General features: G+C 65.6%; 23 protein-coding genes and 2 pseudogenes. 14 read left to right on the top strand and 11 right to left on the bottom strand.

Annotated elements, in window-relative coordinates; genetic code table 11:
* Positions 1-768: a 3-oxoacyl-ACP reductase gene (locus tag AB0N05_RS09570; protein WP_364689985.1), complete on the top strand. Its 768-nt coding sequence runs from the start codon at positions 1-3 to the stop codon at positions 766-768.
* A 9-nt stretch (positions 769-777) separates the two neighbouring features.
* Here AB0N05_RS09570 and AB0N05_RS09565 read toward each other — a convergent pair whose 3' ends face one another.
* Complete coding sequence (locus tag AB0N05_RS09565; RefSeq protein WP_364689982.1) at positions 778-2,328, bottom strand: amino acid permease; 1,551 nt, start codon at positions 2,326-2,328, stop codon at positions 778-780.
* Positions 2,329-2,547: 219 nt separating this feature from the next.
* Between AB0N05_RS09565 and AB0N05_RS09560 the strand changes: the two genes are divergently transcribed.
* The gene (locus AB0N05_RS09560) at positions 2,548-3,213 is read left to right on the top strand and encodes a respiratory nitrate reductase subunit gamma (RefSeq protein WP_364689979.1); all 666 of its coding nucleotides are present in this window, start codon (positions 2,548-2,550) and stop codon (positions 3,211-3,213) included.
* 23 nt (positions 3,214-3,236) lie between these two features.
* Here the strand turns inward: AB0N05_RS09560 and AB0N05_RS09555 are convergent, their stop codons facing one another.
* Entirely contained in the window at positions 3,237-4,838 is a 1,602-nt protein-coding gene (locus tag AB0N05_RS09555; RefSeq protein ID WP_364689976.1) for a phospholipid carrier-dependent glycosyltransferase, read from the bottom strand.
* Between the two features lie 22 nt (positions 4,839-4,860).
* Positions 4,861-5,583, bottom strand: a pseudogene (locus AB0N05_RS09550) (M23 family metallopeptidase); the annotation flags it as partial.
* Positions 5,584-6,019: 436 nt separating this feature from the next.
* Here AB0N05_RS09550 and AB0N05_RS09545 point away from each other — a divergent pair.
* Complete coding sequence (locus tag AB0N05_RS09545; RefSeq protein ID WP_364689973.1) at positions 6,020-7,663, top strand: alpha/beta fold hydrolase; 1,644 nt, start codon at positions 6,020-6,022, stop codon at positions 7,661-7,663.
* A 182-nt stretch (positions 7,664-7,845) separates the two neighbouring features.
* Positions 7,846-8,379 carry a phenolic acid decarboxylase gene (locus tag AB0N05_RS09540; RefSeq protein ID WP_364689970.1) on the top strand — a complete coding sequence of 178 codons (534 nt, stop codon included), beginning with the start codon at positions 7,846-7,848 and terminating at the stop codon, positions 8,377-8,379.
* 17 nt (positions 8,380-8,396) lie between these two features.
* Here the strand turns inward: AB0N05_RS09540 and AB0N05_RS09535 are convergent.
* Positions 8,397-9,634, bottom strand: a pseudogene (locus AB0N05_RS09535) (cytochrome P450).
* Positions 9,635-9,830: 196 nt separating this feature from the next.
* Between AB0N05_RS09535 and AB0N05_RS09530 the strand changes: the two are divergent.
* The 3 genes from AB0N05_RS09530 to AB0N05_RS09520 are packed head-to-tail and all read left to right on the top strand — an operon-like array spanning position 9,831 to position 12,753.
* Positions 9,831-10,454 (top strand): helix-turn-helix domain-containing protein, encoded by a 624-nt coding sequence (locus AB0N05_RS09530; RefSeq protein WP_364689967.1) that lies wholly within the window; start codon positions 9,831-9,833, stop codon positions 10,452-10,454.
* A gap of 12 nt (positions 10,455-10,466) precedes the next feature.
* Positions 10,467-12,047, top strand: a complete 1,581-nt coding sequence (locus AB0N05_RS09525) for an MDR family MFS transporter (protein ID WP_364689964.1) — start codon at positions 10,467-10,469, stop codon at positions 12,045-12,047.
* A 7-nt stretch (positions 12,048-12,054) separates the two neighbouring features.
* Positions 12,055-12,753: a hypothetical protein gene (locus AB0N05_RS09520; protein WP_364689961.1), complete on the top strand. Its 699-nt coding sequence runs from the start codon at positions 12,055-12,057 to the stop codon at positions 12,751-12,753.
* Between the two features lie 12 nt (positions 12,754-12,765).
* Here the strand turns inward: AB0N05_RS09520 and AB0N05_RS09515 are convergent, their stop codons facing one another.
* Both AB0N05_RS09515 and AB0N05_RS09510 read right to left on the bottom strand, forming a co-directional pair.
* Entirely contained in the window at positions 12,766-13,836 is a 1,071-nt protein-coding gene (locus AB0N05_RS09515) for an alpha/beta fold hydrolase (protein ID WP_364689958.1), read from the bottom strand.
* A gap of 155 nt (positions 13,837-13,991) precedes the next feature.
* Complete coding sequence (locus AB0N05_RS09510; RefSeq protein ID WP_364689954.1) at positions 13,992-14,807, bottom strand: CPBP family intramembrane glutamic endopeptidase; 816 nt, start codon at positions 14,805-14,807, stop codon at positions 13,992-13,994.
* Between the two features lie 21 nt (positions 14,808-14,828).
* On the opposite strand from AB0N05_RS09510, the gene AB0N05_RS09505 reads away from it, so the two are divergent.
* Positions 14,829-15,320: a MarR family transcriptional regulator gene (locus AB0N05_RS09505; protein WP_364689951.1), complete on the top strand. Its 492-nt coding sequence runs from the start codon at positions 14,829-14,831 to the stop codon at positions 15,318-15,320.
* Between the two features lie 25 nt (positions 15,321-15,345).
* Here AB0N05_RS09505 and AB0N05_RS09500 read toward each other — a convergent pair whose 3' ends face one another.
* Positions 15,346-16,152, bottom strand: a complete 807-nt coding sequence (locus tag AB0N05_RS09500) for a ParA family protein (RefSeq protein WP_364689948.1) — start codon at positions 16,150-16,152, stop codon at positions 15,346-15,348.
* Between the two features lie 255 nt (positions 16,153-16,407).
* On the opposite strand from AB0N05_RS09500, the gene AB0N05_RS09495 reads away from it, so the two are divergent.
* Entirely contained in the window at positions 16,408-17,169 is a 762-nt protein-coding gene (locus tag AB0N05_RS09495; RefSeq protein ID WP_364689945.1) for a M23 family metallopeptidase, read from the top strand.
* Positions 17,170-17,183: 14 nt separating this feature from the next.
* On the opposite strand, the gene AB0N05_RS09490 is transcribed toward AB0N05_RS09495, so the two are convergent.
* Positions 17,184-17,678, bottom strand: coding sequence for a DUF6328 family protein (locus AB0N05_RS09490; protein WP_364689942.1), 495 nt, complete (start codon positions 17,676-17,678; stop codon positions 17,184-17,186).
* A 9-nt stretch (positions 17,679-17,687) separates the two neighbouring features.
* Positions 17,688-18,038, bottom strand: a complete 351-nt coding sequence (locus AB0N05_RS09485) for a hypothetical protein (RefSeq protein WP_364689940.1) — start codon at positions 18,036-18,038, stop codon at positions 17,688-17,690.
* Between the two features lie 176 nt (positions 18,039-18,214).
* On the opposite strand from AB0N05_RS09485, the gene AB0N05_RS09480 reads away from it, so the two are divergent.
* The 5 genes from AB0N05_RS09480 to AB0N05_RS09460 all read left to right on the top strand — a co-directional run bounded on the left by AB0N05_RS09480 (position 18,215) and on the right by AB0N05_RS09460 (position 22,318).
* Complete coding sequence (locus AB0N05_RS09480; protein WP_364689937.1) at positions 18,215-18,535, top strand: hypothetical protein; 321 nt, start codon at positions 18,215-18,217, stop codon at positions 18,533-18,535.
* Between the two features lie 98 nt (positions 18,536-18,633).
* The gene (locus AB0N05_RS09475) at positions 18,634-18,789 is read left to right on the top strand and encodes a DUF6131 family protein (RefSeq protein WP_364689934.1); all 156 of its coding nucleotides are present in this window, start codon (positions 18,634-18,636) and stop codon (positions 18,787-18,789) included.
* Between the two features lie 29 nt (positions 18,790-18,818).
* Entirely contained in the window at positions 18,819-19,151 is a 333-nt protein-coding gene (locus AB0N05_RS09470; RefSeq protein ID WP_364689931.1) for a plasmid stabilization protein, read from the top strand.
* A gap of 255 nt (positions 19,152-19,406) precedes the next feature.
* The gene (locus AB0N05_RS09465) at positions 19,407-21,671 is read left to right on the top strand and encodes a hypothetical protein (RefSeq protein ID WP_364689928.1); all 2,265 of its coding nucleotides are present in this window, start codon (positions 19,407-19,409) and stop codon (positions 21,669-21,671) included.
* Positions 21,668-22,318, top strand: coding sequence for a response regulator transcription factor (locus AB0N05_RS09460; RefSeq protein WP_364689925.1), 651 nt, complete (start codon positions 21,668-21,670; stop codon positions 22,316-22,318). The genes AB0N05_RS09465 and AB0N05_RS09460 overlap by 4 nt, the downstream gene beginning before the upstream one ends.
* Positions 22,319-22,354: 36 nt before the next feature.
* Here AB0N05_RS09460 and AB0N05_RS09455 read toward each other — a convergent pair whose 3' ends face one another.
* Both AB0N05_RS09455 and AB0N05_RS09450 read right to left on the bottom strand, forming a co-directional pair.
* Positions 22,355-22,708: a cupin domain-containing protein gene (locus tag AB0N05_RS09455; protein WP_364689922.1), complete on the bottom strand. Its 354-nt coding sequence runs from the start codon at positions 22,706-22,708 to the stop codon at positions 22,355-22,357.
* Positions 22,709-22,719: 11 nt separating this feature from the next.
* Positions 22,720-23,079 carry a nuclear transport factor 2 family protein gene (locus tag AB0N05_RS09450; protein ID WP_364689919.1) on the bottom strand — a complete coding sequence of 120 codons (360 nt, stop codon included), beginning with the start codon at positions 23,077-23,079 and terminating at the stop codon, positions 22,720-22,722.
* Between the last annotated feature and the right edge of the window lie 5 nt (positions 23,080-23,084).

Below are 23,084 nucleotides of genomic sequence, written 5' to 3'. Positions count from 1 at the left end.
ATGTTGCAGCGCTTACAGGATCGAGTAGCGGTCGTCACCGGCGGCGGCAGCGGGATCGGCCTGGCCACCGTCCGGCGTTTCGCGCAGGAGGGGGCGAAAGTCATTGTCGCCGATATCGATGCCGCCTCCGGCGAGGCCGCGGCGGCGGAGGTCGGCGGCCTGTACGTGAAGGTCGACGTCACCGACGAGGCTCAGGTCGAGGCGCTGTTCCAGACGGCGGTCGACACCTACGGCGGCCTGGACATCGCCTTCAATAATGCGGGAATCTCCCCGCCCGAGGATGATTCGATCCTCACCACCGGTATCGAGGCCTGGAAACGCGTGCAGGAGGTCAATCTGACCTCGGTCTACCTGTGCAGCAAGTACGCGATTCAGCACATGCTCGAGCGCGGCAAGGGCTCGGTGATCAATACCGCGTCCTTCGTGGCGGTCATGGGTGCGGCCACCTCGCAGATCTCCTACACCGCATCCAAGGGCGGTGTGCTCGCCATGAGCCGCGAACTCGGAGTTCAGTTCGCCCGCCAGGGGATTCGCGTGAACGCGCTGTGCCCCGGTCCGGTGAACACTCCCCTGCTCCAGGAACTGTTCGCCAAGGATCCCGAGCGCGCCGCCCGGCGTCTGGTGCACATTCCCACGGGCCGGTTCGCCGAGCCGGAGGAAATCGCCGCGGCCGTGGCCTTCCTGGCCAGCGACGATTCCTCCTTCATCACGGCGTCACAGTTCCTGGTCGACGGCGGGATCTCCGGCGCGTACGTGACTCCGCTGTAGCAGCCCGGTTCAATGACCAACGGGCGCTTCGGCTCCCGGCGGTTCCGCGACATTGCGCCTCGGCCCGGTGAACCAGCGCCGGGCCGAGGCGAACCACCAGATGGCGATCGCACCCACGACTCCCACCAAGGTGATCGGGGCGTAGTTGACTGTGTTCCAGGTGAATTCGTCATTCCATGGGTAGCCGCGATCATCCGTCGGCAGGATGAACAGCAGGCTGATGAAGACAATCCAGATCAGCGCGATGACCCCGATCGGCCGATACCAGCGCCCGAGTTGCCAAGGCCCGGTCCGGAATCGGCCGCCGTGCATCTGCCGCAGCAGGATCGGAATGCCGTAGGCGATGTAGAGCCCGATGGTGGCGACCGAGGTCGCGGCCGCATAGGCGGTGGGCGCGTTGGCCTCCGGCACCAGCATCGACGGAATCAGCAGAATGAACGCGAACACCGAGATGAACCAGACCGCATTGACCGGCACCTTGCGCACCGACAGCTTCGACCACAGCGCCGAACCCGGCACGGCGCCATCGCGGGAGAACGCGAACAGCATTCTCGACGCCGAGGTGACCGAGGCGTAGCCGCAGAACAATTGCGCGACGGCCGCGATGATGAGCAGGAAGCCGGACCAGAACGAGTTGAGCGAGTTCTCCAGGATGTAGATCACCGGATAGCCGCTGTTCTTGGCCGGGTCCAGCGAGTCATCCAGATTGGGAATCGCGAAGGTCACCGCCATGATCAGCAGATAGCCCGCGATCGCCGACACGATGATCGTGTTGACAATGCCCTTGGCCGCCATCCGGGAGGCATCGTGCGTCTCCTCCGACATGTGCGCCGAGGCATCGAACCCGGTGAACGTGTACTGCGCGTGCAGCAGCCCGAGCAGGAAGCTGAACGCCACCCCGCCGAACCCGACCGCACTATTGTCGACCGTCTCGGTGAAGACGAACTTCACGCTCTGATGGTGTTCCGCGCCGATCCCGAGCACCAGCACGAACAGCGCCACACCGCCCACATGCCACCAGGCGGAAATATTATTGATGACCGCGGACAGATGCGGCCCGATGGCGTTCAGCACCGCGTGCAACACCAGAATCGCGGCGAACACCAAAAATATTGCGGTGCGGTCGGTTCCGATGTCGATGCCGAGCACATTCAGCACCACCGTGGTGAAAATGGCTGCGCCATAATCGATCGCGGCGGTGACGGCGATCTGCCCTATCAGGTTGAACCATCCGGTGAACCAGCCCCAGATCGGCCCGCCCAACTCCGAGGCCCACCAGTAGAGCCCGCCGGAAGTCGGGTAGGCCGAGGCCAATTCGGCCATGGCCAGCCCGACGAACAGCACCATCACCGAGACCAGCGGCCACCCCCACGCCATGGTGATGGGCCCGCCATTGGCCAGCCCGATCCCATAACTCGCGAGTCCGCCGGTCAGGATGGAGACGATGGTGAAACTGATGGCGAAATTGGAGAATCCCGACCACGATCGGGCCAGATCCTGTTTATAGCCGAGTTCGGCGAGACGGCGTTCATCGTCGGATTGGGGCTGTATTTCGGTCATGCTTGCTCCCGGATGAAAACGCCGCCCTCACACAGCGTTTGCAGAAGATCAGTGTGAAGTAATCACGCGTCAACCGCAGGCCAACGAGCAAACTCGGCCCGCCGGAAGCGCCTACGGCCACAACCTCGCAAATCCGAAACCTCATTCCCTCTCGCACCGGCGATCCGCGTGCGAAGGTAGTGCGACCCGTGGGTCGGGAGCGGACGAGGAAGTCGAATCATGATGTATGCACTATGGGTCGTCCTACCCGGTCTCGCCGTTCTCTCCTGCCTCATCGGCCATGTCTGGCGCTACCGTCACGACCGGTTCGGCAGCGTGCTCTACGGCCCGCACACCGATGCCACCCAACGGGTCGGGATGCGCGCCTTCCGCATCGGCCTGCCCATGCTCTTCTTCGCGCGCGTCACCGAAGTGTTTGCCTCCGGACCGCATTCGCGCCCCGAGGGCAGCATCAAGACCGTGCTCACCGTATTCCAGCTCATCGGCTGCCCGCTCGCCGTGATCGGCGCGGGTCTCCTGCTGGTCCCGCCGCTGATCGCCGCCGATGTCCGGGTCCGGGTAACCCCGCTGGACCGGATCACCCTCCCGCTCATGGTCGCCGCCCTGATCTCCGCGGTGCTGGTCCGCTTCGACCCCTACTCCACAGACGACCGATACCGCACCGCCGAAACCCTTTTCGCCTGGGTCCGCTCCCTGCTCACCCTGCATCCCGACCCCGCGGTCATGCAACACGCCCCGCTCGTCTACCAGGCCCGCGGCCTGATCCTCATGGCGCTCATCTCCATCTGGCCCTACACCCGGCTGGCCGGTATCTTCGCCGTCCCCGCGGTGCGCCTGCTCCGCCAGATCCCCCGCTCCTTCCGCCACTACCCGATTCCCGGCTAGCCACAGTCCGGTTCAGCACCGGATCAGCGCCAGCTGGGTAACCAGAGGTGGTCGTGCCAGTTGTCGACGGTGATCGGGTGTCCGGTCAGAATCGGCCATAGCCAGATGAAATTGGCGACCACCAAGCCCGAATACAGGCATACCAGAGCCAGTTTCAAATCCTGCCGCTTGCTGGGCACCAGGAACAACCGGCCGTCAGCGTCGAGGTATGGCGCGGGGCCGAGGATACCGGCGAGCACCAGCGCTATGCCCATCACCAGGAATGGGGCCATCGGGACCGCGTAGAAGTAGTACATCTGCCGGTCCAGATCCAGGAACCAGGGCAGGAATCCGGCGCAGTAGCCGACGAGCAGCGCGGCGTAGCGCCAGTCGCGACGGGTCGCCGAACGCCAGCTCGCCCAGGCCAGCATGGGCAGCGAGAGCCACCATAGCGCCGGGGTGCCGATCAGCATGACCGCCTGCACGCACTGCGGGCGTCCGCAACCGGTGACACCGGTCTCGGCGTAGTGGTACAGCATGGGCCGCAAGCTCATCGGCCAGGACCACGGCTTGGATTCCCAGGGATGATGGTTACCCGCCGAATTCGTCAGTCCCTTATGGAAACTCAGTGATTGACCCTGGTTGTGCCACAGCGCACGCAGGGCGTCGGGCATCCAGGACCAGAAGCCGCCGCGTCCGATCGGATTAGCTCCGGCGTAGAGATTGCCCGCCGCATAGCGGTCGTACCCGTCCTCGCTGGCGAACCAGGCCCCATAACTCGCCAGGTAGACGAGCACCGGGATGAGAACGATGGCGTAGAGCGCCGGGCCGATGTCACGCACGGCGGTCCCCACCCACGGTCGCGGCATTCGGTAGGCGCGGCGGGCGGCGATATCGAAGCAGACCGACAGCAGCCCGAAGGCGACGACGAAGTAGATCCCGGACCATTTGGTGCCGCAAGCCAATCCGAGCAGCACGCCCGCGCCGAACCGCCACCAGCGCACACCCAGGCGCGGACCGTACGGGCTGCGCGCGATGCGGCCCTCGAGGTCGGCGCGGGCCAGCCGATAGCGCACCTCGTCACGATCGACGATCAGGCAGCCGAACGCGGCGGTGACGAACAAGGCCTGGAAGATATCGAGCATCCCGTGCCGCGAGGCCACGAAGGTGGTGCCATCGCAGATCAGCAGCAGGCCCGCGAACGCGCCGATCATGGTGGAGCGGGTCATCCGGCGGGTAATCCGAATCACCAGCAGCACCAGCACGGTTCCGGCGATCGCCGCGGAGAACCGCCAGCCCACCGGGGTGTAGCCATAGATCAGCTCACCCAGCGCGATCAACTGCTTCCCGACCGGTGGATGCACGATCAATCCGTAAGCCGGGTTGTCCTCGACCCCGCCATTGCCGACCATCTCCCACGCCTGATGCGCGTAGTACTTCTCGTCGAATGTGGGCGTGCCGCCATCGGTGGGCCGGTCCAGATTCACGAAGCGGGTGATCGCGGCGATTCCGGTGAGGAGCAAGGTGACCAGCCATCCGCGCAACCGATCGCCGGGGCCGAAATCCGGGGCCGGGCGCAGCGGGGCCGGACTGGACGCGGCCGCGTCCACACCGAGCAGCGGTGGCTGGTAGGTCGGCTTGGTCACGAGTCCGATGGTATGCGCAGCCTCAGTCGCGCTCGGGCCCAAGGGAAATGCCGCGACTGGCCAGCCAGGGCAGTGGATCGACCTTGTTCGCGCCATTCAGCCAGACTTCGAAATGGCAGTGCGGGCCGGTGGAGAAACCGCGGTTGCCGACTGTTGCGATTTGGTCGCCCGCGAGGACTCGCTGGCCTACCGAAACCGTGGCGGTGTCGACGTGGCCGTACACCGTGATGGTGCCGTCGTCGTGTAATAGGCGCACCCACATGCCGAATCCGGAGGCCGGGCCCGCGCTGATCACCTGGCCGTCCTCGACCGCATAGATGGGGGTGCCGATTGGTGCGGCCACGTCCACGCCCAAATGCTCTACACCCCAGCGTGCACCGAATCCGGAGGTGAATGTGCCCTGGGCGAACTTGATGAACAGCGGGCGCAATCCGGCCGATGCCCGGATCGCGGCATCGGCGGCGAAATGCTCGCCATTCTGGAGAATGTCCTGGTACTGGCTCAGGTCCTCGATCGGGGCGGCGTCCAGGATCTCGGGGAAATGCGCATCGGTGCCGCCGATATCGGATTGCGGCAGCGCTGCGACCTCCTGTGCCGCGGAATCGATTTCACCCAACTCGTGCGCGGGGGCATCCTGCATGCCCGCCTGCACTGCCGCCACCGCCGCACCCGCGGCGACCGCCACGACCACGGCCCGGCCCTTCAGCGCGGGCAGCGGGGAGAGCTTGCGATGGGTACCGCCACGGCGCTGCTCGCCACTCCACTCCGACCTGTCTTCATGCACCCGAGATCCCATCCCTCACAACACCGGTTAGTTCCTCATCCTCGTTCGGATGCGAGACCATACCAGCCGAAGCTGTGAGTGCTCGGACCTGTGAAGTCGGTGTGAATCGGACCTCAGTCACCGACCGGTCTCGTTGATAATCGTCGGTCCGAATTCATCAAATACATTGGCGGACAACGGCAATGCGGTTGCCGATTCGGCCATGCGTACGCGGTGAACGGCCTAGCATCAAGGGCAGGCAGCGACCGGTGAGTGATTCTCCTCACCGCTATTCAGTGACGAATCTCGTTCTGCCGCAACACACTCCAACACCTACCTGCGCATGCATTCAGGAGGTCGATGACGCATTTCACGAAAAGCGCCATTCCGAATGAACAAGGATCGAAAGGATAGTGTCATGTCCGACGCACGCCCAGAGCAGTTGCGGTTGCTGACTCCCGACCAGGACAACCTCCTTCAGGCGGTGATACGAGCCCTGTTCACCGGTGATTACACCGGCGTACCGGAATTCCTGGTCGACGATATCGAGGCGGTGCGAGCGCAATCCCGGCTCGGAGTGGAGAAGATCGACGTCGGCAATGGAATACTGCTCGATGCCAGCGCGTCCTGGCCGCTCACCGACGGTCCGCATCCGCTGATCGTCATGCCCGCCGGACTGGATAAGACGGGCTGGAGAATGTATGCCGGATCCATCGTCCGGCTGCTCATGCGCGGTTACGCGGTCGTCGCCTATTCCGAACGCGGCCTCGCCGAATCCGGCGGTGCGCTCACCGTCGCCGGGCCCGAAGACGTCGCGGACGGACGCGCGGTGATCGATTGGGCGCTGAACAACAGCGAACTCCGAGCCGATCCGGACAAGATCGGGATGACCGGCATCTCCTATGGCTCCGGCATCAGTCAGCTGGTCGCCAATGCCGATGAACGGGTGAAAGCGGTTGTCGCCCTGAGCACCTGGGCCGACCTGGGTGAAGCGCTGTACGACAACCAGACCCGGCACGTGCGGGCCGCGGAACAGCTCGCCACGATCGGCCACACCAATAGTGCGGACCTGGAAATCGTGCTCGGCGAGTTCCGCGCGAACAATATGAAACCCGTCCTCGCCTATGCGGCCGAACGATCCCCCGCCCTGATGGAAACCATCAGACCCGTACCGACGTTCTTCACCAGCTTCTGGCACGAAACCATATTTCCGCAGAATCAACTGCTCGCCTACTTCGAACGCTTCCCCGGGCCCAAGCGCCTGGATCTAGCAGTGGGCGACCATGGGGCAGTGGAGATTCCAGGCGTCCTGCTCGGCGTCTACACTCGCACCACCGAGGCCGCTTACGACTGGTTCGACCACTACTTGCTGGACGTGGACAATGGCATCGACCGCGACGGCATAGTGCACACCGAAGGCATGTACACCTTCGGCCAGTCGACAGCGCCGAATCTGGCAGCCTGGTCGAATCCGATGCGCCGCTACCATTTCCAGTCGCCAGGTACCGAATCATCGGACGGCCTGCTCGCAAAGGAACCGCCGCAGTCCTTCACCAAGCTGATTCAGGTGGGCACCCAACAGGTCCGAGCCGCGGAGGCACTCGTCATGGATGGCTTCGCGGAGCGCCTCCTGATGCCCAAACGTCAGAAGCTGGCCACGGTCGACCGCGAGGCCGCCGGAGTCTGGACCACCCGCTTCGGATTCCTCAAACCCCAGCACATCGCGGGTACCCCCGAAGTCCACGCGACCGTGAAGCCCTCCACCGAAGCGGTCACCCTCATCGCCTACCTCTTCGACCACAACCCGTTCACCGGCTCCATGCGAATCATCACCCATGCCGCCACCACGGTGAAGAACATGCAACCGAACCAGGCGACGGCCATCCAGCTCCCGCTGCGCGCCATCGAGTACCAAGTCCCCATCGGCCACAAACTGGCCATGATCATCGATACCAAGGACCACTTCTACATGTACGACGAGGACGACCCCGCACCCGGCGGCACGGTCATCCTGTCCAATGAACATGGTCAGGCCTACATCGACATACCGATGACGTACTGATCGAAAAGGACTGATCGAAAGGCAGGTCATCGCCATTCCCGGCAATGACCTGCCGCATCGGTTTCGGCGAACAACGACGCGACGGCAATTCGACGGCAAACGAAGCACATCGCCCACCCTGATCGATAAGCTGGCGACGACACCCCGGGTCCTGACATGGTTCAGCCGAGAGGACGTTTCCGATGAGCGTGGAAAACGCCGCCACCGCATCGACACCGGCAATTGCCGGCGATCTGTCCGGCATCGTCGGCAAACATCTGATTTACGTCTACGACAACGGCTGGAAATACGAACTCTACGTGCGTGATTCGCAGACGGTCGCATTCCGCTGCCTGATGGGCCCGATGTTCGGCCGGTGGTCGACGAATCAAGCGGCGAAAATGATTCAGCTGGACGGCGATATGTACAAGCTGGCCTGGGTGGAGCCGACCGGGACAACCACTGTGCTCATCGCGTGGCTGCGCGAACGCCGGGTGCACACCACCATTTGCTATCCCCAGTGGATGCTGGATTTCCCGGAGAGCACGCTCGGCCGCTACGAGGACAACCTCAGCGAGATCATCGCCGAACGCGATAAGGGACCGACCTACCCCCAAACCCTCGTGGCCTCCACGGGCGTGATCACCTTCCTCGATACCCGGGATCCCGAGGACGACGCCGTCATCGACCGCCCACCGGCCAAACTCCCCCGCGATTACGCCGATCGGAACAACTGACCGCGAAGTGTGCGGGTTTACTCCGGCAACGGCGGTGAGGGCGGGAAGGTGACCGGGAGGGCGGTCAGGGCGCGGTGGAATGGGCCGGGCCGCCAAGTCAATTCGCCGATCGGGACCGCCAGGCGGATTTCGGGGAGAGCGTCCAGAAGCTGGTCGATGGACTCCTTGGCGATCAGGTACGCCAGTGAGCTGGCGGGGCAGGTGTGCGGCCCCGCGCCCCAGGCCAGATGGGAGCGATTGCCCGAGAGCTGGCCGGTGCGGATGGCCGGATCGGTATTGCAGGCGGCCATGCTGATGACGACCGGCTGGTGCGCGGGCAGCCAGTAGTCGTCCAGCAGGATCGATTGGCGGGGAAAGCTGATGCAGACGTTGGCCATCGGCGGGTCGTCGAAGAGCACCTCGTCCAGCGCATCGCGAGTGGACAGGCTGCCGCCGAGCACGCTGCCGCCGAAGCGGTCGTCGGCCAGCAGGACCAGCAGGGTGTTGACTATCAGGTTCTGTTGCGGCTCGATGCCCGCGCCGTAGAGCGTGGCGAGCTGATGGATCATCTCGGTATCGGTGAGCTCGGCCGAGTGCGAGAGCATTCGGGTGGTCACGTCATCGCCAGGGTGGGCGCGCTTGTGCAGGGTCAGTCGCAGAGCAGCGCGTCGATGAGCAGTTTATTGCCGCGTTCCGCGCCGACGCCCTCGAAGATGGCGGCGAAGCCCTCCGCCGCCTGCCCGGCGATCTCCGTCGGGCAGCCGAGCAGCTGATTGAGCACATTGAAGGCCAGCGGAAAGGCGTAGTCGCGCACCAGATCCGCCGATCCGGCCGCGCAGAATGTATTGATCAGCGGTATCGCGATGCGTTCCACGGTGCCCTGCAAACCGTATTGATCGATCCCGGTCAGGCCCGCCGTATTGGTCTGCCGATAGCGCGCGTGTTCAGCGCCGGAATTCCGTAGCGCATTGGGCCGCCACTGCATCATGGGCAGCACGGGGCAGTCGGCGGGCACCCCCTCCTGCCAGGCCCGCGGGTCGGCCGGAAACCGCTCGGGATCATTGAAAATGCGCACGGCCGTGCGATATCCGAGCACCAGCGTGGCGGGCACTCCGGGCGCGAGCTCCACCGGAGCCAGCGCCCCGTACTTCTCGCGCATCTCCCGGTAGGCCCGCTGCGGGTCGGCGGCGAATTCGGGGGTGTACATGGGCACACGTGGACCGGCGGGATCGAATGGCGTGGCCGTGCCCCGGGCGGAGTGGACTGGATCTGACATCGAACGAGCTCCACGCGGTGAACAACACTCTCACCGCCACAGAACACCGCACATCCCGGACGAACGCCTCACCCTACCGAGCCGGGCCCGGCTGCGGGCGGCTATCAGAACGATTCCGACTGGTCAGACCACACATCCACATCTCGCCAAAATTTGCAGTTTCCGCAAAATTGCAGTTTCTGCTAAATTTTGAGGCATGGCTGAAGCGAAGCACGCGGACCAGGAGATCGGGCTGCGGGAACGCAAGAAGCGGCAGACCCGGCTCGACCTGTGCATGGCGGCCCGGCGGCTCACTCTCGAGCGCGGGCTGGACGCCACGACGACCGAGGACATCGCGAAGGAAGTCGGCGTCTCGCCTCGGACATTCTTCAACTACTACGACACCAAGCTCGACGCGGTGGTCGGACCGGTCACCGAGATCGGAACGCCAGTGGCGCGTGAGGAATTCGTTGCGGGCGGGCCGACTGGAGTCCTCATCGATGACGTGATCTGGCTGTACGCCTCGGGCTATGAACCCGAAGACGAAGTGCGCGAAAGCATTTCGCTGGTCGCGGAGATCATCAAGACCGACCTGCGGGTGCTCGCGGGCTTCATGGCTGCCGGAGCACAGCATGAGGCGGCCCTGCGCGAACTGCTCTCCGGACGCAAGGGCTCGGAGGTGACGGCCGAATTCGCCGGAATCACCGCGGGACTCATGTCGACCCTCGCCACCCGGGCCGCGATGTCGCTGGCCACCAATCCTTCTCGATCTCTGGCCGATGCCTTGCGCGAGGTATGCGGGGTGGCGACCGAGCTGTTCCACAGACCCGAAAACCGATAAGGAGATGTGCCGATGACCACGACGGCTGCTGCGCCGCCGACCCCGATCGTCCTCACCCAGAAGCGGATTTGGCTCATTTTCTCCGCGCTGATCGCGGGCATGTTCCTGGCCAGCCTCGATCAGACCATTGTGGGCACCGCCATGCCGACCATTGTCGGTGAGCTCGGCGGTGTCTCCCAAATGGCTTGGACCGCAACGTCTTACCTCTTGGCCACCACCATCGTGATGCCGATCTATGGCAAGTTCGGCGATCTGTTCGGACGGCGGTGGCTGTTCTTGTTCGCCATCGCGGTCTTCACCGCGGCCTCGATCGGCGCGGGGCTGTCGACGAGTTTCTGGGAGTTCATCGCCTTCCGCGGCCTGCAAGGCGTCGGCGGCGGCGGTCTGATGATCCTGGCGCAGGCCATCATCGCCGATGTGGTGCCCGCCAAGGATCGCGGCAAGTACATGGCCCCGATGGGCGCGATCTTCGGCATCACCTCGGTGGCCGGGCCGCTGCTGGGCGGCTTCTTCGCCGATCACGTCGGATGGCGCTGGTGCTTCTGGCTCAATGTGCCGATCGGCATCGCGGCCATGGTCATCGCGTTCCGGTACCTGAGCATTCCCAGCCATCGACCCAAGTCCCGGCCGGATTACCTGGGCGTGGCGCTCATGTCGTCGGCGACCACGCTGCTCATTCTCATTACCGATTGGGGCGGTAAGCGCTACGCGTGGGATTCCTCGGTCATCATGGTGATGATCGCGACCCTGGTGCTCGTGGTCGGCACGTTCATCTACGTCGAGTCTCGGGCCGAAGAGCCCATGTTGCCGCTGTGGCTGTTCCGCAATCGCACCTTCGTGCTGACCTCGGCCATCGGCCTGGTGGTGGGCCTGGTCATGTTCGCGGCGCTCGCTTTCATTCCGACCTATCTCCAGATGGCCACCGGCGCTTCGGCTTCGGTGTCGGGGCTGCTGCTCATTCCGATGATGGTCGGCATGATGGCGACCCTGGTCACCTCCATGGCCGCCATCACCAAGACCGGCCGCTACCGCGTGTATCCGCCGCTCGGGACGATCATCATGGGCGGCGGCATGCTGTGGCTGACCACGCTCAGCGCGCACACCTCCATGTTCGTGGTGTCGGCCATGCTGTTCGTCATGGGCGCGGGCCTGGGCCTGATCATGCAGATCATCGTGCTGGTGGTGCAGAACGCGGTGACGCCCGACCAGATCGGCACCGCGACCAGCGCCAATAACTACTTCCGCGAAATGGGCGGCGCGATCGGCGTGGCCGTCTTCGGGTCGATCTTCACCAACCGGCTCACCGAGGGACTCACCGACGCGTTCCGGTCGAATATGGGACAGGCCGCCGGGGTCGACCCGGGCGCGCTGGTGCCGTCGGTGGTCAAGCACCTGCCCGAGGAATTGCACAATGCGATCGTCGGGGCGTATGTCGACGCTCTGGTGCCCGGCTTCTGGTACCTGATTCCCGGTGTGGCCATTGCCTTCCTGCTGGCACTGTTCATTCCGCAGCTGAAGCTCTCCGACGAGGCGGGCATGGTGGCCCGCGGTGAAGCGGTGCTGGAGGAGGACCTGAAAACCGAACCTGCATGATGGGCACATGCTTCCCACCGACCATCTGGCTCAGGTAGACCGTCGTCCGGCCGTGATCGACACGCCACTCGGCATTGTCGGATTCTCCGTCACGCTCGGCTCGGAGGTACTACCGGCGGGACCGAATACCGTGTGGCGCTTGCCGAATGGCTCGCATCTGCACCGGTGGCGGCAGTCGGGCGCGACGGTGGATCTGCTGATCGGAAGCATCGACATTCCGGCATGGGACGGCGGCGCACCGGTCCCGGTCTGGGCCGCCATCTGGCAGGTGGCGGCCCAGTCGGGGATACCGGGACTGGTCCTGTCGGCCGAACTGACCGATCTACCCGCCGACGCGGACGGCGGCCCGGACTCCGGGGAATGCCTCGCGGCCGTGACCGTCCAGAACGACCACTTCATGGTGTCGATCGGCGGCCCGGACTCCGAACTGCTGGCCATGCAGGCCGTGGACGCCCGGCTGCTCCCCGCGAGCTGGGCGCACGTGCTGCCGACCTACGAGGATGAGGCCACCTCCGAATACGGTGTCCAGTACCGGGATCCGGCCCGAATCGCCTGGCACCTCCCCGCCCTGGCGACCGGCGAAGCAGTCCGCATGTGCGTCGCCACCGCATGGTGCCCCCGCGACGACGATCGCGCCGCCAGCTGGTTCGCCGTCGACCTCCCCCTGGACACCGCCTACCTCCACCTCACCGCGGGCCTGAGCTGAGTTCCCTGATCTTCACGTGGCCGGTACTTCCTGTTGGAAGAGGTCGAGGATCTGGGGCAGGGCCACCTGGACGCTGGCGCCGTGGTCGATATCGCCGAGATCGGTGAGGGTCGCCTTGTCGGAGTGCAGGGCTTGCAGGCAGTGTTCCGCATTGGCGTAGGGGACATTGTGGTCGCCGGTGGCGGCGAAGAGGTGGACGGGGATACGCGGGGTCCAGGCGCACGTGCCATCGCTGTCGGTGATCGACTTCAGGACCACGCCACTGGGATTCACCGCCAGTTGGATGAACTGCGGGGTCAGCAACTTTTGGGGAGTGTCCGGAAGGGCGAGGGCGATCGCGACTTCATTGTGGGTGCCGTCGAAGAGTTGCTCCACCTGGGCGGCATAAGGCTGCTGGAAGGCGTCGGCCGGATTATCGTAGAGGTGGTAGATGCGGTTCATCGAGGTGATCCAATAGGCGAAGTACACCACGGCAATTCGCCCGCTGACCCGGCCGTCGAGACCGGCAGGCGTTTCGACGTTCTGTATGTCGTAGGGACCGCTGATCGGGGCCAGGTCCGCGAGCCCGAAGCCGGGAGCGTCGCCGCCTTGCAGCGCCTTGGCGAACGCCGTCGCGGCGTGACCGCCCTGCGAGAAGCCGGTCACGAGGATGCCGGGATCGAACTCGCGGTGCTGCTGTGCCGCGAATGTGTTTGCGGCACGGAGCAAGTCGAGGGAGGCGCTGACCTCCGACGGGGCGTGCGTGTAGGGATGCGTGCCGGGTCCTTCGCCGAGGCCCAGATAGTCCGGCGCGAGCGCCGCATAGCCCGTGGCAGCGAACATGATCGTGCGCGCCTGATCCGGGCGGGTCCGACTATTCACCGAGGGCGCGTCGGTCTTCAATACCAGGGTGCCGTGCTCATAGGTCACCACGCGCAATCGAGGAGAATCGGTGCGCGGCAGTACGACCAGCCCGCTGGCGGTGGTCGGCGAACCATCCGGGGCTATGGTTCGGTACACGACGCGGTAGGCGTCCACGCCATTGCGGACCGGGGTATCGAACTTGCCTTGGCTCAGATACGCCGCAGTTTCCTCCGTCGACATTTGCGACACCGGAGTCGTGGAAACGATCTCGCCGCGTGTGGATTGCGGCGCGGAGGTCGGCGTACTCGTCGTGGGGTGATTCGTGTCTGATCCGCAAGCGGTGGATCCACACAGCAGTGCCAACGCACCGAGAACGGCCGCGAAGGAACGTTTCCTCATGAATTCCCGGTCCTTTCAACGGTCTTGCCCGGATTCGACGAATCGATTCGGCGGAGCCTCGGCCACGCCCACAGTGCCGGGACCAGCCAGCATGCCAATCCCACCGTGTCGCCCAGCAATTCGGCCATGGCGGGATGGGTCACCGAGATCAGCAGCTGATCCGCGTAGCCCCCGGCGATATTGTTCGCCGCGTGCAATGCCACTGCGGGCCCTACGCTTCCGGTGAGCTGCCGCAGGTATCCCGCATACACGCTGACCGCGACCAGGGTGGCCGTGAATATCGGCAGGTACAACCATAGTGACAGCCCATTGGGCGGGCCGTCACCGATGATCAAGCCGTAATGGAAGACAGCCCACGCCAATCCGGTGAATACGACGGCCTTCCGGACGTCCAGCAGGGCACTCAGCTGTGGTTGCAGGAACCCGCGCCAGCCGATCTCCTCGAACACGCCCTGCCGGATTCCACTGAGCACATGCCAGGCGCCGATCGGCAATAGCCACTGGGTGACCGGCGGCAGGTGATCGAGGCGGCAGGCGACGAGCACGAGGACGCCGACCGCGATCGGCACGATTGCCGCGGCGACCGCCACCCCGACAGACCCAGGCGACGTGCGGCGAATCCCGAGCCCGGCCGCGATCGCGCGACGGTGCGGGGAAACGGCCGTCAGTGCGAGCGCGACCACCGAGGGCATGGCGAACACGACCAGGATCGGTGCGCCGGTGAGGCCGAATCCGATCATCGCGGGGAGCACGACAGCGAGGAAAACGCCGATCAGAATCCAGCGTTCACGTCGCTCAGGATGTTTGATCATCAAACATAGTATCCTGCAATTATGTTTGATCGTCAAACACAAGAATCGAAGGCCCAGCTCGAAGCACAGGTCGCGAATGAGTTGGCGGCATTGCAGGCCGCCCACGACGACAGCGACCGCGCGCTCGCCGACTACCTCGGCATCGGGCGCAATGACCTGCGCTGTCTGGACGTCATCATGCGCGAGGGACCGCAGTCGGCCGGGCGCATCGCGCAGCGACTACACCTCACGCCCGGTTCGGTGACCGCATTGCTCGGGCGGCTCGAAGCCAAGGGTTATGCCGTGCGCAGGCCCGATCCCGCACACGGCAAACGCATTCTCGTGCACCCCACCGATCGCATCGTGGAGCTGATCACCCCACTGCTCGCGAGGCGGATCGCCCGCGGGCGCGAACGGCTGGCAGGTTATGACAGCGCCGAACTCACCCTGATTCGCGAGTTCCTCGCCGGAACACGCACGAACCACGAACAATTCAGCGCCGAACTGCGTGACCGGCCCGATCTGTCCGGTTAGCGCGGCGACCGGTCACGGAGGTGATTCATCGAGCGGACTGCTGGATGACCTCTTGGGCCAGGGCCCGATACTGTTCCGCGCCACTGGATTTCGGTGCCCACGTGGTGATGGGTTCGCCCGCGATGCTGGAATCGGGGAAACGCACCGTCCGGGAGATGACCGTGTTGTAGAGGCGGTCGCCGAAGGTTTCGGCCACTCGGGCCAGGACTTGCCGGGAATGGAGTAGGCGGCGGTCGAACATTGTCACCACAATGCCGAGCAGGTTCAGGCGCGGATTCAGGCGGTCCCGAACCTTTTCCATGGTGTCGGTGAGCAGCGCCAGGCCGCGCAGGGAGAAGAATTCGCATTCCATCGGGATGATCACGCCATCCGCGCAGGCCAGGGCGTTCACGGTGAGGAGGCTGAGGGCGGGCTGGCAATCGATGAGGATGTAGTCGTAGCGGTCGCGGACCTGAGCCAGAACGCGACTCAGCGTCTGCTCGCGGCCGAATTCGTTGACCAGCTGGATCTCTGCCGCGGACAGGTCGATATTGCTGGGCAGCAGATCCATGTTCTCGACACCGGTTTTGGTCAGTACGTCATCGATCGGCGGGGCGGAGCGGCCCAGCAGGTTGTAGATCGTCGCGGTCAGGTCATAGAGCGGCACACCCAGACCCGCGGACAATGCGCCCTGCGGATCCAGGTCGACCAGCAGTACCCTGCGCCCCGATTCGGCAAGTGCGGCACCCAGATTGACGGTCGAGGTGGTCTTTCCGACGCCGCCCTTCTGATTGCAGAGAGCGATGATCTGTGCGTCGCCGGACCGGGCCGGCGCCTCCCCGAGTGCAGTCACGATCCGCCGACGCTCCTGTTCCACAGATGATTTGCCAAGATGTCGCCAGGCTAGCCCAGGTCCCTGGCACCGGCCGAAACCCCCGGTGAGTCGTTGCTCACTCGGGTGCCCCTTTGCCCGGTAAATCCGATTTCAAACACAGGGTGATTACGGGTCGGTACAGTTTCCGTCACACCTCTGCGATCGAATTGAGGACGGGCCTTGCCGAATCACCGTGTATCTTCCGGTTCCCTATCCGTCACAGATCTGCTCGGCGTGGCAGACACTGGTAATTCCCACAGTCATCGCGCGGACTCCCCCGTCACCGGACGCTTCATGGCGGTCGCGGGCGCCGCCGTGGCGGCCGGGGCGCTGCTGACCACCGGCGCGCACCTGAACCCGGCGGTCGCCACCGCCACACCCCTGGCCCCCGCCGACGACGAGAAGGCCGTCGAACCGGCCGCCGCCCCGGTCGAAGCCCCCGTGGCCGCGCCCGCCAGCACCCCCTTCGGCCTGGTCGGCCTGCCTGCGGAGATCGCCACCCCGCTCGCACAGGCCGAACAACTCATCAAAGACCTTCAGCAGCAGGCGATTCAGGCCGTGCCCGCCGCCCCCGCCGCACCCCAGGTGGACACCACCGTGCTCCCCGTGCTGGGCCAGATCAGCTCGGGCTTCGGCAGCCGCTGGGGCCAATTCCATTACGGCGTGGACATTGCCGACCCCATCGGCACCCCCATCCGCTCGGCCATGAGCGGCACCGTCCTGGATGCCGGACCGGCTTCGGGCTTCGGGCAATGGGTTCGAGTCCAGCAGGAGGACGGCACCATCGCCGTCTACGGCCACGTCAACGACATGTACGTCACGGCCGGTCAGCATGTGGAAGCGGGCGACACGATCGCGTCGGTGGGCAACCGCGGCCAATCCACCGGCCCCCACCTGCATTTCGAAATCTGGGACGTCGACGGCAGCAAGATAGACCCCGTCGCCTGGCTCGCGGGCAAAGGCATTCTCATGGAACAGCATTGGGGCGCGGACTGACGCGACCTCCGGCGTCAGGCGCTGTGGCCGCGCCGCTGATGCCAAGGATGTAGCACCCACACCGCCGCGAAAAGCGCCGCGAATATCACTCCGGCGACGACCGCGGCCCATACCCCCGCGACCGTGTGGAAGATCAGGATCGCCACACCGGTGAGGGCAATGCCGAGCAGGCCCAGACCGGCAATGGCATAGCGGTGCGCGGCGGTGACCACATTCTCGATCCGATGCCGCCGGAACAGCATTCGATGCGCGGCCACCGGTGCGATCAGGCATACCGTGGCGGTGATCGAGGCCGCGACGATCCCGAGATACAGCCAGCGCATGGCAGCGGGCAACTCCGCGAACCGATTCTGGAAAGGCAGGGTGAGCAGAAAGCCGGTCAGCACCTGGACGCCGGTCTGCACCACACGCAGCTCCTGAATGAGGCTGCTCCAATTGCGGTCCAGCCGTTCGGCATCCGTCTCATGCCGCCCGTCCGGTCCCGGCGGTCCGGACCGGTCTGCCGACACCTCGGTGCCTCAATGTCCTTGCCGCGTATCGGGTGTCATTCCCTTGCGCGTGCGACGCCGCCGCCACTCGGTGAGCAGTACGCCGGTGCCCGCCAGCAAGAGCAGGACGCAGACGCTACCGGCGATCGCCAGCCAGCCATCGAATCCATAGCCACCGGCGACCAGCGTGAGCGCCAGCGCCACTATGCCGAGACCGATCAGGACGATTCCCAGGACATTGAAGCCGTCCTCGATGCCCTCGCCCTCGTGCCTGCGCGCGATGACCGAATCGGGGTCCTTCAGCGGTGCCTGGGTTCGTTTGGCCCAGATGGCCTGGGGGGATACTCGCCACCGCCGCACGCCCGGCTCACTTCTCGTCATGACCTACCTCCCATACATTCGCGCTGATCGTCAGGCGTCGCCGCTCTGGCCGACTGTTTGCCCGGACATCCGGGATCTACCCGCGACCTCGTCCCCGAAACAGGTCCGGCCCGGTTTCGCGGCGGCAGCGCCGGGCATTCGGGAGCCGGGAAAGACCCGAACTGAGGAGTGTCATCATGATCGGCAGATACCGAATCGGCGTCCTGGCCGCGGCCCTGTGCGCACCCCTGTTCCTCGGCGCCTGCGATACGGCGAAGGAGGCCGTCAACAAGGGCGGCAGCACCCCGTGCAGCGAATTCACCGCCCAGGACCGGGACAAACAGCGAATCACCGTGCGCAAGTATCTCGAACAGGACACCAAGGTCACGACGAGCCCGAGCCCCGACACCGTGGACGCCTCGATCGGCGCGATCACCCTGATGTGCAAGGCCCAGGCCAACCAGGACACCCCGATCCGCGACGCCGACCTCACCGGCGTCCTGGTACCGAAGAAGTAGAGAGAACACGCTTTCGTTTGGGGAACACGCTTTTCGTTTGAGCGCGGGTGCGCTGGGCACTGCCCAGGTATCACCGTCGGCTTTATGAAGGAAACGACATGATCATCCTGGGAATCATCCTGCTCATCGTGGGAATTCTGCTCGGCATCCCGGCACTCACGACCATCGGAATCATTCTGGTGATCGTGGGAGCGATTTTGGCGGTGCTGGGCGCGACCGGGCGGGCCGTTGGCGGGCGCAGGCACTACTACTGATTCCGATCGAGCGTCACCGGAGGTGCGACATGCCAGAGGAATGGACCGACAAAGAGGAACGTCAGTACGAGCACGTCAAGGAATCCGCGCAGAAGCGGGGAGCGAAACCGAAGCGGGCCAAGGAGATCGGGGCACGCACGGTGAACAAGAATCGTGCGCAAGCCGGTAAGACCAAGACCGCGAGTCGGAGTTCGGTCGAGGACAAATCGCCGCAGCAGCGCGGCGGGCAGCGGTCGGGGAAGAAGGGGCCCAAGGGCCTGACATTGGAGCAGCTGTACAACGAGGCGAAGAAGCGGAACATCAAGGGACGCTCCCGGATGTCGAAGGCGCAGCTCGCCAAGGCGCTCGGTAAGGAGACGTGAGGCCGCATCATTCCAGGCAGTGGGCGGCCGTTGGCTCCCCGCCTTGCCAACGGCCGCGGTGCAGGGTCGGGGATGGATAGGAAACACGCCCTCCTGCGCGTATGACGATGCCGGATCGGGGGGTGGCGTGTCTGCCCGTTGTTCGACGGACAGCGGGCGCGGGAGGGGGCGTGCGAGGGTGGGACGGTGCCGGGTGTGGGACCGGTGATGGGTCGTACCCGTTAGGGCCGGGGATTTGTTAGGTACGGTGGCCGCGTGTTGCGCGACCCCGATCCGACCCGTGCCGCCGTCGCACAGGAGGCGATGTGGCTCGCCGTCAGATTCCGGCATGCCGGGTGGTTTGTGCTCGGGGTCGTTCATGTGGCGAGTGGCGCGGCGGATCCGGCGGGCGGGACGGCGCTGACCGTGCTGTTGACGGCGTGGGCGGCGTGGCGGCTGTGGGGACGGCAGATCGGGGCGGGGTGGACCGGCGCGGATCTGGCCGTGGTGTCGGTGTATCTGCTGGGGACGGTCAGCGTGGCGGCGTCCGGTGTGGCCACGAAGAATCTCATTGACGTGAAAATCGTTGCGGCCACCGTGATCTCGTTCGGCATCGCGGAGCGGGTGCGGGTGTCGGCGGGGGCCACCGCATTGGTTCTGATGCTGCTGTATTACGCCAATCGGAATACGCCCGGGTTGACGCCGGTGCAATTCCTCAGCGATTTGGCGATCGCCTATCTGCTGGTCGAGTGGGTGCTCGCGGTCTTGGTGCGGCGCACGGTATTGCGCGCGGCGGGAGTGCATGATCGGACCGTCGACGCGGCGACCGATGCGCGGGTCGCGGGCGAGGTGGCTGCCGCGCGACGACGTTACGAGCATGAGCAGTGGGCGGTCATGCATGACACGGCGGCGGCCACCCTGCTCATGGTGGGTCAGGGCGTGGCCGCCGATCCGGAGCGAATCGCGCGGCAGGCGGCCCGGGATCTCAGTGTGCTGGAGGCGGGAATTCCGCCGCCCGGCGATTGTTCCCGTGTCGAACTGGCGGAATTGCTGCGCGGGGTGGTGCGGGAATGCGCTACTCCGGTCGAATTCCGCGGCGAGGGGGACATGCCCACCCTTCGCGGGCTGGCGTGGACGGTGACGGCCGCCGCGCGGGAGGCGCTGACCAATATCGACCGGCATGCCCGGGCGACATCGGCTGTCGTCGTGGCCGGACCGGGGCGGATGATCATTACCGATGACGGGATCGGATTCGATCTGCGGGCGTGGGACGACCGGTATGGCATTCGCAATTCGATCGTCGCCCGCATGCGGGCGGCCGGGGGTGACGCCGAGATCGACAGTGCGCCAGGGCGGGGCACCGAGATCCGGCTGCGCTGGCCGGTCGGCGAATCCCCTGCCGCCGAGCCCGATTCGGCGGATGAGCCGGTCACGGCGGCGGGAATCGAACGGCTCGGCAATAGTTTCGGATACGGCATGGTGGGCATCGCCGTGGCCGACACCCTATTGCAATCCGTGTTGACCCCGTCCGCGGCGACACCGCCCGGCTGGCTCGACGCGGTTCTCGCCGTGGTGACCATCGGGTGCGCGGCGGCCGCCCTGATTCCCCGGCGGCGCGAAAACCTCACGCTGGCACTGATGGTGGCGGCCATCGCGGCCTCGCTTGCCCTGACCGCGCTGCTTCCGTCCACCGATGTGCTGGCGGGGGCGAATTGGTCCATCGGCGCGACCGGCTGGGTGGTGGTCGCGCTGGGATTCCGGCTGCGGCCGATGCTTTCGCTCTCGGCGCTGACCGGCTGGTGGGTGCTGGTATGCGCCATGGTGCTCGTGCGCGATCCCACCGCGGATTCGGCGACCGTGCTCGGATATCACACGGCGGCAATCTTTTTCCTCCAGGTGCTCACGGCGTGGTTCGCCGCGACGCTGGACCGCGCCACCCGGCAGGCCGCCACGCATCACCGCGAACGATCACGTCATCGCACCGCCGATGCGGTGGCCCGCACCCTCGAACAGGAATGCCGCCGCCGCTATGAGGCGCTGCTGGCCCAGCTCACCCCGCTGTTGCGCGGACTCGCCGAAGGCGCGCTCTCGCCGGACGATCCGGCCGTACGCACGGCCGCCCGCACCGAGTACGCCCGGCTGCGTCGACTGCTGGCTCAGGCCGACGGCGTCGGGGATCCGCTGCTGGAGGATCTGCGATCGGGCATCGACGAGGCCGAGCGGCGCGGGGTGGCGGTGACGGTGGAGTCCGCGCCCATCGACCGCGAACTGCCCGACGAGGTACGCGGCCACCTGGTGATGGCGGCCCGAATGATGTTGGACGCCAGCCGCTCCCGCGCTCGCGTGGTGGTGACCACCGATGCGTCCGGGTACACCGTCAGCGCGCTCGGCGACTGCCCGCCCGAGACTCGCGACCGGCTCGCCGACATCTCCGGCAGTACGGTCGACACCGAGGTGGTCGCCGCCGGTGAATTGCTCTGGGCGCGACTGCATCACCGCTTCGATCCCGCGGGCAGCACGATGAAAGGCAGTGCCCTATGATCCGCATCGCGATTGTCGACGACCACCCCCTGATCCGCGACGGCGTGCGCGGCTGGTGCGCCGCCGCCGAACCCGCCATCACCGTGACCGCCGACCACCCAGACCCGGCCGCGTTCCTGTCCGCGACCGGCCCCGACCGCGGTGACCTCGACGCCATCGTCCTGGATCTCCAATTCGACCAGCGCGCACCCGATCTCACCGCCCTGTCCGCCATCTGCGAACGCGGGCACCGCGTGGTCGTCTACTCCCAGCACACCGAACCCCGCCTGGTCCGCGACTGCCTCGACCTCGGCGCGGTCACCTACCTCTCGAAAACCGAAGGCCGCGAACACCTCATCACCGCCCTGCACGCCGCGGCCGAGGTCCGCCCCTACCTCGGCCCCACCATGGCCCGGGCCATGAGCGCCGACGCGGGCGACGACCGCCCCCAACTCTCCCAGCGCGAGCGCGAAGTCCTGCTCTCCTGGTTCCAGACCGAATCCAAAGCCCTGGTCGCCCAACAGCTCTACATCACGGTCGGCACGGTGAACACCTACCTGGAACGCATCCGCGCGAAGTACGCCGCCATCGGCCGCCCGGCCCCCACCAAGGCGGCCTTGGTGGCCCGCGCCATCCGCGACGGCCTCATCACCGCCGACGAACTCTAGCCGCGAGCACTGGGTCGCCGGGAAAGTCCGGCGCGGTCAGGGTTTGGCGTAATGGCTTGCGCCCCACCAGTCGATGAGGATTACATCCTCATCGCCGACCACCCAGGCGTCGTGGCCTGCTGGCACGGAGGTGACTTGGCCCGGGGTGGCTTCGACTTCGGTGCCGTCGGTCATCTGGATGTGCAGGGTGCCTGCCACGTGGTACTGGAAATGCGGGGCCTCGCACCATTCGGTGCCCGCGATCGGCTTCACGTGCTCGGACCAGCGCCAGCCGGGGTGCAGGACCAGGCGACCGATATCGCTACCGGCCATCTTCACGATCTCGGCCTTGCCCAGGCCGAATTCCCGCACCTCGTCCGGTGCGGCGAAATCGCGCTGTTCGACGGTCATTTCGGCACCCCTTACTGATCCCAGGCCTGGACGCCGAGCTCGCGTACGATGCGGCCGTCGGCCAGATCCAGTGTGGCGGCGCACAATACGCGGGTGCCGTCGGCGTAGAGGCAGGACTCGAGGAAGTTGACGGTGGTGCCGTCGGCGACCACATGATGCAGTTCGTGGGTCATATCGCGGGCACAGACATCGTCCAGATAAGCGCCGATCTGGTCGCGGCCGTGCAGGACGAGCGGGTTGCTCGGCGGGTGGAGGTGATCGACGAGGCTGATCTCGGCGTCCTCGGCGTAGAGGGTGCGCAGGGCGGCGGCGTCGCGCTCCTCGATACCCCGGCGGAACGTCTCCAGATCGAATCCGGTGGCGGTACTCATGGCAA

Origin of the sequence: Nocardia sp. NPDC051030, assembly GCF_040683015.1 — a bacterium.
GTDB lineage: Bacteria > Actinomycetota > Actinomycetes > Mycobacteriales > Mycobacteriaceae > Nocardia.
The sequence above is the reverse complement of the archived record's forward strand: the minus strand, read 5'-3'. Positions and strand labels throughout refer to the sequence as shown.

What these genes read in the sequence shown, in the direction of transcription:
- AB0N05_RS09570 (WP_364689985.1), top strand. Translation starts at nt 1, where the DNA reads ATGTTGCAGCGCTTACAGGATCGAGTAGCGGTCGTCACCGGCGGCGGC.
- AB0N05_RS09565 (WP_364689982.1), bottom strand. Translation starts at nt 2,328, where the DNA reads ATGACCGAAATACAGCCCCAATCCGACGATGAACGCCGTCTCGCCGAA.
- AB0N05_RS09560 (WP_364689979.1), top strand. Translation starts at nt 2,548, where the DNA reads ATGATGTATGCACTATGGGTCGTCCTACCCGGTCTCGCCGTTCTCTCC.
- AB0N05_RS09545 (WP_364689973.1), top strand. Translation starts at nt 6,020, where the DNA reads ATGTCCGACGCACGCCCAGAGCAGTTGCGGTTGCTGACTCCCGACCAG.
- AB0N05_RS09540 (WP_364689970.1), top strand. Translation starts at nt 7,846, where the DNA reads ATGAGCGTGGAAAACGCCGCCACCGCATCGACACCGGCAATTGCCGGC.
- AB0N05_RS09530 (WP_364689967.1), top strand. Translation starts at nt 9,831, where the DNA reads ATGGCTGAAGCGAAGCACGCGGACCAGGAGATCGGGCTGCGGGAACGC.
- AB0N05_RS09525 (WP_364689964.1), top strand. Translation starts at nt 10,467, where the DNA reads ATGACCACGACGGCTGCTGCGCCGCCGACCCCGATCGTCCTCACCCAG.
- AB0N05_RS09520 (WP_364689961.1), top strand. Translation starts at nt 12,055, where the DNA reads ATGCTTCCCACCGACCATCTGGCTCAGGTAGACCGTCGTCCGGCCGTG.
- AB0N05_RS09515 (WP_364689958.1), bottom strand. Translation starts at nt 13,836, where the DNA reads ATGTCGACGGAGGAAACTGCGGCGTATCTGAGCCAAGGCAAGTTCGAT.
- AB0N05_RS09510 (WP_364689954.1), bottom strand. Translation starts at nt 14,807, where the DNA reads ATGATCAAACATCCTGAGCGACGTGAACGCTGGATTCTGATCGGCGTT.
- AB0N05_RS09505 (WP_364689951.1), top strand. Translation starts at nt 14,829, where the DNA reads ATGTTTGATCGTCAAACACAAGAATCGAAGGCCCAGCTCGAAGCACAG.
- AB0N05_RS09485 (WP_364689940.1), bottom strand. Translation starts at nt 18,038, where the DNA reads ATGACGAGAAGTGAGCCGGGCGTGCGGCGGTGGCGAGTATCCCCCCAG.
- AB0N05_RS09480 (WP_364689937.1), top strand. Translation starts at nt 18,215, where the DNA reads ATGATCGGCAGATACCGAATCGGCGTCCTGGCCGCGGCCCTGTGCGCA.
- AB0N05_RS09475 (WP_364689934.1), top strand. Translation starts at nt 18,634, where the DNA reads ATGATCATCCTGGGAATCATCCTGCTCATCGTGGGAATTCTGCTCGGC.
- AB0N05_RS09470 (WP_364689931.1), top strand. Translation starts at nt 18,819, where the DNA reads ATGCCAGAGGAATGGACCGACAAAGAGGAACGTCAGTACGAGCACGTC.
- AB0N05_RS09460 (WP_364689925.1), top strand. Translation starts at nt 21,668, where the DNA reads ATGATCCGCATCGCGATTGTCGACGACCACCCCCTGATCCGCGACGGC.
- AB0N05_RS09455 (WP_364689922.1), bottom strand. Translation starts at nt 22,708, where the DNA reads ATGACCGTCGAACAGCGCGATTTCGCCGCACCGGACGAGGTGCGGGAA.
- AB0N05_RS09450 (WP_364689919.1), bottom strand. Translation starts at nt 23,079, where the DNA reads ATGAGTACCGCCACCGGATTCGATCTGGAGACGTTCCGCCGGGGTATC.